The sequence below is a fragment of the Pantoea stewartii subsp. stewartii genome, from assembly GCF_008801695.1.
Taxonomy (GTDB): domain Bacteria; phylum Pseudomonadota; class Gammaproteobacteria; order Enterobacterales; family Enterobacteriaceae; genus Pantoea; species Pantoea stewartii.
In genome coordinates this window covers 1-11116 of the sequence record NZ_VZPF01000113.1, presented here as the reverse complement: position 1 = coordinate 11116, position 11116 = coordinate 1, and the positions used below count along the sequence as shown (strand labels likewise).

The 11116-nt window shown below is 51.3% G+C and carries 9 protein-coding genes and 3 pseudogenes; 9 read left to right on the top strand and 3 right to left on the bottom strand.

What is annotated here, in order from left to right:
* Positions 1–122: 122 nt before the first annotated feature.
* Positions 123–2025 (top strand): annotated as a pseudogene (locus tag F7Q90_RS23115) (Tn3 family transposase); the annotation flags it as partial.
* A 32-nt stretch (positions 2026–2057) separates the two neighbouring features.
* Here the strand turns inward: F7Q90_RS23115 and F7Q90_RS23110 are convergent.
* Positions 2058–2357 carry a PAS domain-containing protein gene (locus tag F7Q90_RS23110; protein ID WP_167387070.1) on the bottom strand — a complete coding sequence of 100 codons (300 nt, stop codon included), beginning with the start codon at positions 2355–2357 and terminating at the stop codon, positions 2058–2060.
* Between the two features lie 243 nt (positions 2358–2600).
* On the opposite strand from F7Q90_RS23110, the gene F7Q90_RS23105 reads away from it, so the two are divergent.
* The 5 genes from F7Q90_RS23105 (at position 2601) to F7Q90_RS23085 (ending at position 6571) form a co-directional block, all read left to right on the top strand.
* On the top strand, positions 2601–2888 hold the full coding sequence (locus F7Q90_RS23105) for a CopG family ribbon-helix-helix protein (protein ID WP_044242376.1): 288 nt from the start codon (positions 2601–2603) through the stop codon (positions 2886–2888).
* Positions 2876–3181 carry a type II toxin-antitoxin system RelE/ParE family toxin gene (locus tag F7Q90_RS23100; protein ID WP_006120406.1) on the top strand — a complete coding sequence of 102 codons (306 nt, stop codon included), beginning with the start codon at positions 2876–2878 and terminating at the stop codon, positions 3179–3181. The genes F7Q90_RS23105 and F7Q90_RS23100 overlap by 13 nt, the downstream gene beginning before the upstream one ends.
* Before the next feature lie 281 nt (positions 3182–3462).
* The gene (repA, locus tag F7Q90_RS23095) at positions 3463–4329 is read left to right on the top strand and encodes an incFII family plasmid replication initiator RepA (RefSeq protein WP_006120404.1); all 867 of its coding nucleotides are present in this window, start codon (positions 3463–3465) and stop codon (positions 4327–4329) included.
* 1202 nt (positions 4330–5531) lie between these two features.
* Complete coding sequence (locus F7Q90_RS23090) at positions 5532–6239, top strand: ParA family protein (RefSeq protein ID WP_044242375.1); 708 nt, start codon at positions 5532–5534, stop codon at positions 6237–6239.
* Positions 6236–6571: a hypothetical protein gene (locus tag F7Q90_RS23085; RefSeq protein ID WP_044242374.1), complete on the top strand. Its 336-nt coding sequence runs from the start codon at positions 6236–6238 to the stop codon at positions 6569–6571. Before F7Q90_RS23090 ends, F7Q90_RS23085 begins: the two co-directional genes overlap by 4 nt.
* 385 nt (positions 6572–6956) lie before the next feature.
* Here F7Q90_RS23085 and F7Q90_RS27745 read toward each other — a convergent pair.
* Positions 6957–7577: pseudogene (locus tag F7Q90_RS27745) on the bottom strand (recombinase family protein); the annotation flags it as partial.
* Positions 7578–7807: 230 nt separating this feature from the next.
* Here F7Q90_RS27745 and F7Q90_RS23075 point away from each other — a divergent pair.
* The 3 genes from F7Q90_RS23075 (at position 7808) to F7Q90_RS23065 (ending at position 10337) form a co-directional block, all read left to right on the top strand.
* A complete protein-coding gene (locus F7Q90_RS23075; protein ID WP_347449125.1) occupies positions 7808–9055 on the top strand; it encodes a glycoside hydrolase family 10 protein in 1248 nt (415 codons plus the stop codon).
* A 2-nt stretch (positions 9056–9057) separates the two neighbouring features.
* On the top strand, positions 9058–9834 hold the full coding sequence (locus tag F7Q90_RS23070) for an N-acetylmuramoyl-L-alanine amidase (protein WP_044242411.1): 777 nt from the start codon (positions 9058–9060) through the stop codon (positions 9832–9834).
* Positions 9835–9914: 80 nt separating this feature from the next.
* Complete coding sequence (locus tag F7Q90_RS23065) at positions 9915–10337, top strand: hypothetical protein (protein ID WP_006120399.1); 423 nt, start codon at positions 9915–9917, stop codon at positions 10335–10337.
* A 630-nt stretch (positions 10338–10967) separates the two neighbouring features.
* Here the strand turns inward: F7Q90_RS23065 and F7Q90_RS23055 are convergent.
* A pseudogene (locus F7Q90_RS23055) lies at positions 10968–11116 on the bottom strand (IS630 family transposase); the annotation flags it as partial.

Below are 11116 nucleotides of genomic sequence, written 5' to 3'. Positions count from 1 at the left end.
AATGGAGGCGAAGCGCCTCAAGGAGCCATGTCCGGTGTTTCACGCGATAGTGTCCATTAAAAAATGATGGACACTATTTTCCCGGAACCGGAGCCCGCTGCACAGACGGTTTAAATGTGACGCTTACCGAAATAGCCCGGCCCTCTGACGATAACTTTCATGATGAAATGGTGGAGCAGTACGGGCGGGTACGTCGCTTTCTGCCCCGTCTGCTGAATACCGTTAAATTTTCAGCAGCTCCCGCCGGGAGCACCACCCTGAATGCCTGCGATTATCTCAGCCGCGAGTTCAGCTCACGGCGGCAGTATTTTGACGACGCACCAACGGAAATCATCAGCCGGCCATGGAAACGACTGGTGATTAATAAGGAAAAACATATCACCCGAAGCAAGGGGATATACGCTGTGCTTTCTCAGTAAACTGCAGGACAGCCTGAGACGGCGGGATGTCTACGTTACCGGCAGTAACCGGTGGGGAGATCCCCGCGAAAAATTACTACAGGGCGCAGACTGGCAGGCAAACCGGATTAAAGTTTATCGTTCTCTGGGGCATCCGACAAACCCACAGGACGCAATAAAATCGCTGGGCCTCCAGCTGGACGCCCGTTACAGGCAGGTTGCTGCACGCCTTGGTGAAAATGAAGCGGTGCAGCTTGATATTTCCGGCCCAAATCCCAGGCTGACTATTACTCCTCTCGCCAGTCTTGATGAGCCGGACAGTCTGAAACGGCTGAGCAAAATGGTCAGCTATCTGCTCCCTACGGTGGACTTAACGGAGTTGCTGCTCGAAATTAACGCCCATACCGGATTTGCTGATGAGTTTTTCCACGCCAGCGAAGCCAGCGCCAGAGTTAACGATCTGCCCGTCAGCATCAGCGCCGTACTGATGGCCGAGGCCTGCAATATCGGCCTGGAGCCCCTGATACGGTCAAATGTTCAAGCCCTGACCCGACACCGGCTGAACTGGACAAAAGCAAACTATCTTCGGGCTGAAACTATCACCAGTGCGAATGCCAGGCTGGTTGATTTTCAGGCAACACTGCCACTGGCACAGGTCTGGGGTGGTGGCGAGGTGGCTTCTGTAGACGGAATGCGCTTTGTTACGCCAGTCAGAACAATCAATGCCGGGCCGAACCACAAATACTTTGGTCATAACAGGGGTATCACCTGGTACAACTTTATGTCCGATCAGTATTCCGGCTTTCATGGCATTGTTATACCGGGGACGCTGAGGGACTCAATCTTTGTGCTGGAAGGCCTTCTGGAGCAGGAGACGGGGCTGAATCCCACCGAAATTATGACAGATACCGCAGGGGCCAGCGATCTTGTCTTTGGCCTTTTCTGGCTGTTGGGATACCAGTTTTCCCCGCGACTGGCTGATGCCGGTTCTTCGGTTTTCTGGCGCATGGACAATGACGCCGATTATGGGGTACTGAATGATATTGCCAGAGGGCAGTCAGATCCCCGAAAAATAGCTCTTCAGTGGGACGAAATGATCCGGGCCGCAGGCTCCCTGACGCTGGGCAAGGTACAGGCTTCGGTGCTGGTCCGTTCATTACTGAAAAGTGAACGCCCATCCGGACTGACCCAGGCAATCATTGAAGTGGGACGCATTAACAAAACGCTGTATCTGCTTAATTATATTGATGATGAAGATTACCGCAGGCGCATCCTGACTCAACTTAACCGGGGAGAAAGCCGCCATGCTGTTGCCAGAGCTATTTGTCACGGTCAGAAAGGTGAGATAAGAAAGCGATATACCGATGGTCAGGAAGATCAACTGGGCGCATTGGGGCTGGTCACTAACGCCGTCGTGTTATGGAACACTATTTATATGCAGGCAGCTCTGGATCATCTCCGGGCACAGGGGGAAGCCCTGAATGATGAAGATATTGCACGACTCTCACCGCTTTGCCACGGGCATATCAATATGCTCGGCCATTATTCCTTCACACTGGCAGAACTGGTGACAAAAGGACATTTGCGGCCATTAAAAGAGGCGTCAGAGGAAGAAAACATTGCTTAACGTGAGTTTTCGTTCCACTGAGCGTCAGACCCCTAATATCCTTCGATCAGTAATGTACCGATTGCCTCCATCCGCCTTTCCGTTTGCATTACTTGCTGGTCATGAGCAATGAGCCGTTCAGCCATTGATGCAAATACAGGGATATCAGCATAGCTGTATTCAGTTATGCGGCTGGATATATCCTCATGAATTTTAAGGAAATCAAAATATGCTTTGTTTGCGTAGACAAAGCGGCTTTGCCTGTCCTTTACCCCCCATGGCTCGTTGCTGTGCTTGAAAAAAATGATTGCCTGTTGGGGAATGTTTACCGGGGGAGCGAGAAGTTGTGTCATATCAGCATCCCCACACGAGTCAGAAAGATCTCTCATTGTTTAAATTATATCTCCAGAAAATTGATATGCATCAATGCTTGTGAAGATAAATTGATTCGTCGTGGGTAGTAATGGCTCTTCTTCTGATTTCTGCTGTTGGTGAATGTTCGTCTATTTTCGCAGCCTGCCCCTCAGGGGCTTTTGTTTAATATGTATCCAGGTTAATATTAATGGTGACACCACTGATATTAAACGGAGCCTAAAATGGATATCCCTCGCCAGACCACCACATTGCGCCTTGAGGCAGACATCAAGGAACGACTGAAAACGCTTGCTGGTGAACTCCATAGTTCATCACATGCGTTGATGCTTGAAGCTATTGCTGAATATGTTGAACGGGAAGAAAAACGAAGTCTGTATCGTAAAGATGCTCTTGCTGCGTGGCAGCAATACGAGGAGACCGGAGAACATTTAATAGCAGAGGAAACCATAAACTGGCTGGAATCCTGGGGTTCTGAACATGAACAGAGCGCACCCTCATGCCACAAGTAATCATTTCAGAACAAGCCCGTAAGGATTTACAGCGCCTGCAGCTTTTTTTGAAAAAGAAAAATGCACTTGCAGCCAGAAAGGCAGCGGAAATCATCATCCGTGGGATTCGCCTGCTTGAAACGACACCGGGGGTTGGACGGCCAGTTGAGCATTTACCCCTGGCCTACCACGAGTTGGTAGTTGAGTTTGGAAGCAGTGGATATGTCATGCTCTATCGCTTCGATGAGCTGGCTGGCAGAGTGGTGATCCTGACTATCCGGCACCAGAAAGAAGCTGGTTATCCGGGCGTTTAAGGGGTCATTCCACGGGTAAACTATTTGCGCCCTTGCGCGAAGCGGTAGTATATTACGCATGTTTATGAATTTACTGGGTGGGACGTTCCCTGAATAGCGTCCGGGGAAGGGGGAAAGCGAAAGGCTGTACCCCTGAATGCAAAAACCCCCTGAAATCTTTCTCGACTTTGCGGGTACGGTTAGATATCAGGGGGTCAAAAGCAGGCGGCGTGCCTGCGAAGGATTATAGCAAATGCATTTCTCAATACAAGACCTCTGCCCCGCAATAAGTACGGGCGGGTGTGACTGAACAGACTCTTCTCAATCCGCGTTCTTACCAACAGGTAAAAAACCCGAATCCGGAATTCACGCCGCGTGAAGGCAAAAAGACCCTGCCGTTCTGCCGTAAGCTGATGGCGAAAGCCGAAGGCTTCACGTCCCGTTTTGACTTTTCCATGCATGTCGCGTTCGTTCGTTCACTGGGTAAGCGTCACCGGATGCCGCCGTTGCTGCGCCGTCGAGCCATCGATGCCCTGCTACAGGGGCTGTGCTTCCACTATGACCCGCTGGCTAACCGAGTCCAGCGCTCTATTACCAATCTGGCCATCGAGTGCGGGCTGGCCACGGAATCGAAAAGCGGCAATCTGTCCATCACCCGCGCCACACGGGCGCTGAAGTTTATGGCGGAGCTGGGGCTGATTACCTATCAGACCGAGTATGACCCGCAGATTGGCTGCAACATCCCGACCGATATCACCTTTACCCCTGCGCTGTTCTCTGCGCTCGACGTCTCAGACGTGGCTGTTGTGGCCGCGAGGCGCAGCCGCGTGGAATGGGAGAACCAGCAGCGAGAAAAACAGCGTCTGCCCCGTCTGGATATGGATGAACTGATAGCGAAAGCCTGGCGGTTCGCGCGTGAGCGGTTCCGCAGCTATCAGTCCGAACGTAAGCAGCATGGCCTCAAGCGCGCCCGCGCCCGCCGTGATGCTGACCGTAACCGCCGCGATATTGAAACCATCGTGAAGCGGCAACTGACGCGGGAAATTGCCGAGGGACGCTTTACCGGCAACCTGGACGCCGTGCGCCGGGAACAGGCAAGACGTGTAAAAGAGCGTATGCTCATGTCGCGTGGTAACAACTACACGCGGCTTGCCACCGTCCCCATATAACCTTTCCTGACTTAACTATCCGGCTGACGCCGGAGGGGTCTGCACGTCTGTTACTCACTGTTGCTTATTATCTGAGCTAACAGGCATGACGGCCATCTATGATCCCCCCTCTTTTCCTGCAAAACCGTGCTGAAATTTTGTTGCCGGTACCATCTTTGCCCGCTGAATTCAGTTACCCACCATTAACTGCAAGGGAACTTTCCATAAGGTTACAACCGTTATGGTTTTAAACCGCCAGCCGGAGTGATTTCAAAGTGCGTGGTTCCCTTTAAAAACCTGCTCAGTACTTCTTTTAAATACCTTTAATCTTTTTCATATAAACAGATAACCTGTTCATCGCCTGCCCAGAGGACAGTCTCAGAGAGTGCCCGCCCTTGCAGCGGACTAACGTCCGCGCCGGTTCGGAAACATCGGAGGTTGCACCCCACGCTGACGCATGGGGCAGTCAGATCGGAATCGTGAGAGGACCAGCAGCTTGCCTGCTGGCCGTCGAGGGATTGGACAAATCCGGGCCAGCCCGGATGCGTCAGCGCCGTTGTTTAAATAGTTACAACAGTCACCGGGTTCCTATAAAGCCGCCCCGCCCCCGGCCGAAGGCCGGGAGTGATGTCGCTTTTAATGATGGATGTTGTAACTAGCGTTTTGAGTCGCTGTGAGTCGTTTCGCTGGAAGTATTGAGTAACACGCCCGTAAGCGGCCCTCACGGCCCGCTAACGCGGAGATACGCCCCGACTGCGGCTACGCCTTGTCGTGACCACTCCGACAGCGCACAAAAGCTTCTGTATCGCTTTTAGCGGGTTTTAGTCTGGCAGGGCGAAGGGATGGATTGGTGGAACCAATCAACAACGTAACCGGCTGCGCCGGGCTACGGTGCCATTCAGCAGTAAAGCTATATTCAGTATCGGCTGGCACCTCCATGCCGCTTTGCGGCATTCAAATAACTGGCTGCGCACTGCTCGCCAGTTTTCTACCATGATACCATGAAGGAATTCAAGCTGAATCCGTTAATGAATTCTTTAAGAATTCTAAATTAGATTCCTTTAGGAATTCTAGTAGAATTCTTTTGTGGGCATTAATTTGGAATTCATTATTGAATTCCACTTGGTATCTATGTAGAATCCAAATAGGAAACATTATTGAATTCTTTTTAGAATTCCTTTTTGGTGCCAAGTGGTACTAGCCTATAGATAGAGGGTATATGTATGCCGGTCATTGTTTTCGTATCACCAAAGGGGGGAGCAGGGAAGACAACTTCTGCCTTAGCCTTAGCTATGCAAATCGCACGGCGTGTACCAGTTACCGTTATTGATGCCGACCCTAACCATCCGATTAAAACCTGGTCTGAAGGAGGAGACACTCCTCAAAATATGACAATTATCTCGGATGTTACGGATAAGACTATTGGTGAAACGATCGCAGAGGCTGCGACAAAAACGCCTTTCGTAATCGTTGATTTGGAAGGGACAGCAGCGACCATAGTCGCGTATGCGATTGCTGAATCAGACTTTGTAGTCGTGCCGACACAAGGCTCACAGCTTGATGCTGAACAAGCTAGCAGAGCTTTCGGGTTAATACGGGCACACGAACGTGGTATCCAGAAGCACAAACCTGATTACCGGCTACCGTATGCTGTTTTGTTCACACGTACTTCAGCGGCGATTCAAAGTAGGGATACGAGGCATATTCGTAAGAGCTTCAAAGCCGGGGGCATTCCTTTTTTTGAAACTGAACTGAACGAACGGGCCGCCTTTAAAGCTATGTTCTCTTACCGTCAACTACTTGAATCTCTTCCCAGAGATGAAGTTTCAAATGTTGATAAGGCAATTGAAAACGCAGAAGCTTTCACCCGTGAACTGATAGCAAGAATTACTCCGGAAGAAATACAGCAACAGGACAAGGTCACATTATGAGCCGCGTAGATCCGCTAGATAGCTTGAAGAATTTTGAGCCAAAATCAGCCAAAGAGCAGAAATCAAAGCAAAGTAACGCAGAGATTGAGGAATTAGCTAACGAACACGGTTTTGTCGCTAGATTGTCAACAGCGCCGACGCCCCCAGTCGAACGCTCTAAGCGGAGGTTTAAAACCGGACGTAATGTACAGATCAACATTAAGGGGGAGCAAGATACCAAAGATGAATTATATCGCGTTGCTGATATGCTCGATGAGCCATTAGGTGAAACTCTCAAACGTGCGTTAGCAGCTTTGAGACGGGAACTTGAAAATGTGCAGGGCACAAATTAGCCCCAACATCTGGTGCCGGGCGTTACGCTGACTCACACTGCCAGCAACCGGCACAATCATCCCATCCCTGGCGAGTCTGGTCATTGGTCAGCAGACAGTCAATAACCATACAGTTGCGATCATCGGCTATCATATTAATTTCACTGAATAAATACTCTACCTGTTCTTTCAATTGTTCATCGTTTTCAGCGGTTAAAGGTATCCGGTATTCATTCCCGTCTAAAATTTGACCTTCAAATTCAGCTTCGATGAACCAGTCAATCAACTCTCTGGTTTTTTTCTTCCCACGGGTAAATTTACTGCCATTTTCAATCGACACAAACAAGGTCATAGAACGTGGGGTAGGGGCGGCCACAGGAGTTTCTACCAGGGTTTTAGCCTGAATCTGGCTGGCGGCATATTTGATGGCACTGCTGATGGTGCTTCGGCTGCAACCTATCGTTTTCTGAACCTGAGTCCAGGAGCTACCGCTCAACAATAACCGGTTAATGGCATCGTAACGTGGCTTATTGACCTGCCGCCCACGGTATTTTCCTGCCGCCTTCGCTTTGGTTATGCCCTGTTGCTGACGTTCCCGCCGTTGCTCGTAATCGCGCCGTGCAATGGCGGCCAGCATATCGAGCAACATATCATTGATGGCTCCAAACATTCGGCTATCAAATTCATTGGCTCTGGGAGAAAGGTGCTGCCAGGTGGTGGGAACATTGACGGCCACAACCCACACGCCACGCTGACGGATGATCGCTTTAAGTTTCTCCCACTCATCTCCTTTTAAGCGAGAAAGGCGATCGACATCCTCAATGAGTAATACATCACCAGGGCGACTGTCATTGAGCAAACGAAAAAGTTCGGGGCGCTCCAGGCGTGCGCCTGATTCATTCTCAGCATAATAGTTACAGATGATGACATTATGCTCACGAGCAAAGCGATCAAGCATATCGCGGGCACGTTGTGCATCCTGCTCACTGGTGGAAGCCCGCAGGTAGGCGCGTACAAACATGGACATGGTACTGTTAGAGTCCTTTGGTGATACCGGTCTGGTTAGTGTCATTTTCAGAAGACAACTGCACGAAAAGTCAGAAGTAGAGTGCACTGGCTACCCGCCCCTATAACTCAGAACTGATTGAGCAGTTTCTTTCCATCGGGCCGCCTGTCGGTATGTCCTGACCAGATGACGCTCACAAAAATCAGTAAAACTGACTCCTGACCGGCATTTCGTTTCTCTTTTGTTTACTCATGCAGGAAGTTAATGAATGGACTCCATCTGAAGAAGGTAATCTTATGCAAAACAGGAAAATGCGGGCCACCTGGGTATCCAGTGTTATCAATCTCGACTGGCCTTCCGCCTACTCACTCACTATCCTGGATGACACTGAGCGTATTAAACGCCAGAAAGAAGAGCTGACCAGTATTCTTGACGATATCGTGGCCATGAACATGAACGCCGTGATATTTCAGGTGGTTCCCTGTGCCGATGCGCTCTATGCATCAGACTTACTGCCCTGGTCGAAATACCTCACCGGCACGCTGGGTAAAAATCCCGGCTTCGACCCCCTTGCCTGGGCGGTTGAACAGGCTCACGCCAGAAACATTGAGCTTCACGCCTGGGTGAATCCGTACCGCATCTCAATGAATACCCGCGATGCCACCGTCGATGAACTGAATCACTCATCTCCCGATTCCGCGCCCAGCGTCTACAGGACACATCCTGAATGGACCCGCGTCGCCTATAACCGCTTCGTCCTGGACCCCGGTATTCCGGAGGTGCAGGCGTGGGTCACCGGTGTCGTTGAGGAAATCGTCACCCGGTATGATGTAGACGGTATTCAGTTTGATGATTACTTCTATTACGAATCCGCAGACTCACCGCTGGATGATGACGCCACCTGGCAGAAGTACGGTCAGGGTTTCACCCGTAAAGGTGACTGGCGAAGGAACAATACCTATTCCCTGGTGGACGCCTGTCACCGGCGGATTAAGACCATCAAACCCGGCGTCCGCTTCGGCGTAAGCCCGGCCGGCGTCTGGCGGAACAGGGTGGATGACCCGCTGGGCTCTGACACGCAGGCCGGGGCACCAAACTATGATTCAGCGTATGCGGACACGCGGAAGTGGGTACTTGACGGCATCATTGATTATATCGCGCCCCAGGTTTACTGGCCCTTTGCCCGCAAAGTCGCCCGGTACGATGTGATAACCCGGTGGTGGGCCGATACCGTCAGAGGCACCGGTACTGCACTGTATATCGGCATGGCGCTTTACAAGGTCGGTACCCCTTCAGCCGCTGAACCTGACTGGACGGTTGAAGGCGGCGTGCCCGAAATCACCCGGCAGCTTGACCTGAATGATTCCCTGGCTGACGTGGGCGGCTGCATGCTGTTCCGCCATATGTTCCTGAGAGAGCCGCAGACGCAGCAGGTTGTTGAGTATCTGAAAGCACGCTGGGCGGCAGCCGGATGTCCGGCACAGGAAGAGGAAAAATGAATATGTACCCTATCGACTATAACAGCTACCGCTCTGTAAAGGGTTTCAACCGGCGCGTGCGTTTTCTTGTCATGCACTACACCGCCGTTGATTTTGCGGCATCGGTGCAGGCGCTTGCCGGTGACGGCACCGTGAGCGCGCATTACCTGGTCCCGGACCCGGACGACAAAACGTACATTTCAGCCGGTTTTAACGACATGCGTGTTTTTAACCTGGTTGATGAAAACGAGCGTGCCTGGCATGCCGGGGTCAGCTCCTGGGCCGGGCGAAGCAATCTTAACGACACAGCCATCGGAGTTGAGGTGGTTAATCTGGCCAGTGATAATGACGGCGTGTTTGTCTTTCCTCCCTATAACCCGGTTCAGATTTACGCAATCAAAGAGCTGGCAATCAATATCCTCCAGCGGTACCCGGACATCAGCCCTGTAAATGTCGTGGGGCATTCCGATATTGCGCCGGGCAGGAAAAGTGACCCCGGGGCCGCGTTCCCCTGGAAAACGCTGTATGAGGCCGGAGTCGGGGCATGGTATGACGATGACACCCGGTCAGCTTATCTGGCGCAGTTTACCGCCGGGGGAATGCCGCCTGATGAGGATATCATTGCCAGACTGAAGACATACGGCTATGACGTCTCCGGCGCAACAACCGCTTCGGGGCTTCAGCTGCTTGTCCGGGCCTTCCAGCTCCATTTCCGGCAGGAAAACTATGACGGCATCATTGATGCAGATACGGCCGCCGTTCTTTATGCCCTGACGGATAAATACAGCCCCTTCAATTAAAACTGACTTTACCCTTCGCTCGCCTGGTTTCAGTGAGGGTTTGCAATCGTCATATTTCATAAATGGTATAAGGAGTTTTTATGTCTATTCCTGAAAAGTTTTATATCCGCGAGTCTTCAGAGCAGATGAAGTATCTCAATTATCTGTTTAATTTCGATGAGTTGACCCCCTCATCCTCCGGTATTCATACGTTTACCCTTGTTCCTTCTGAGGACGGCTATTTTATTTGTGGTTTTGGCGGTCTCATGTGTGCCCGTTATGACAGCACCCAGGAAAAAATAGTGAACCTGAGTCTTGCAGACAAAAGTAAGATTACCGATGAAGATTCTGCGTTGTGGCTGATTGATGAAAATTCTGATGGCACAGTGACCATCAGGAACAAAAAAAATCCAGACCTGGTCTGGACGTCATTCAGGGGAGAATTGCCTTTCCGCAGAGCTGTAGTGGCACCTGCGAAATCAGGAGATGTAAACCAGTTATTGCGCATTGAGGCTGCTGATTAACACGGCATCACACATCTCTGCCACACATGCATGACGCAACAGCCTGGAGATAAGGCTGGATGAGCAGGTGGCTTCTGACAGCAGGATATCAGAAGTCACCTCCACCTCTTTCGGCCATGCTCAATACTTGTGTGCACCCAGGCGAGGTCCGGGCATGGCATCGGAAACATCGCAAATTATTGAGCGGGGAGTGGCCACCCTTCCCGACGAAACATGGGAGCAAGCCCGCCGAAGGATGGAGATTATCAGTCCACTGGCTGCACTTGAAGTTGTTGGACACAGGGCCGCTGACGCGGCAGCTCTTGCGCTGGGCCTTTCCCGGCGGCAGGTATATGTTCTGATCCGACGCGCTCGGGAAGGCTCTGGTCTCGTGACTGACCTGGCCCCAGAGCGTTCCGGGGGCGGCAACCGATTGGACGTCCGTACCTGACCATAGCCATAGATGTATTCACGCGCTGTATATCCGGGATGGTGGTTACACTGGAAGTCCCGTCCGCCGTTTCAGTTGGTCTGTGCTTGGCGCAGTAACGTTGCGGTGAGCTCATATTGACGCGTTTTTTTAGTGTGCGTCAGCAGTGGCGTATGCGAATGAATCGCCACGGATAATCTAAATAACTGATCCTAATACCGCTACACTTTAGCCAGCCCATGTTTTCCCCCGGGGAATGGGCTGACGGTATTCATAAAGTGATGGACCTTTTTCAACAGTTGCCACATTGAACTGCACTGGTGATTTCGGGTTATTGTCTCATGAAGCGCCTGCCACAACCGTTCGACAT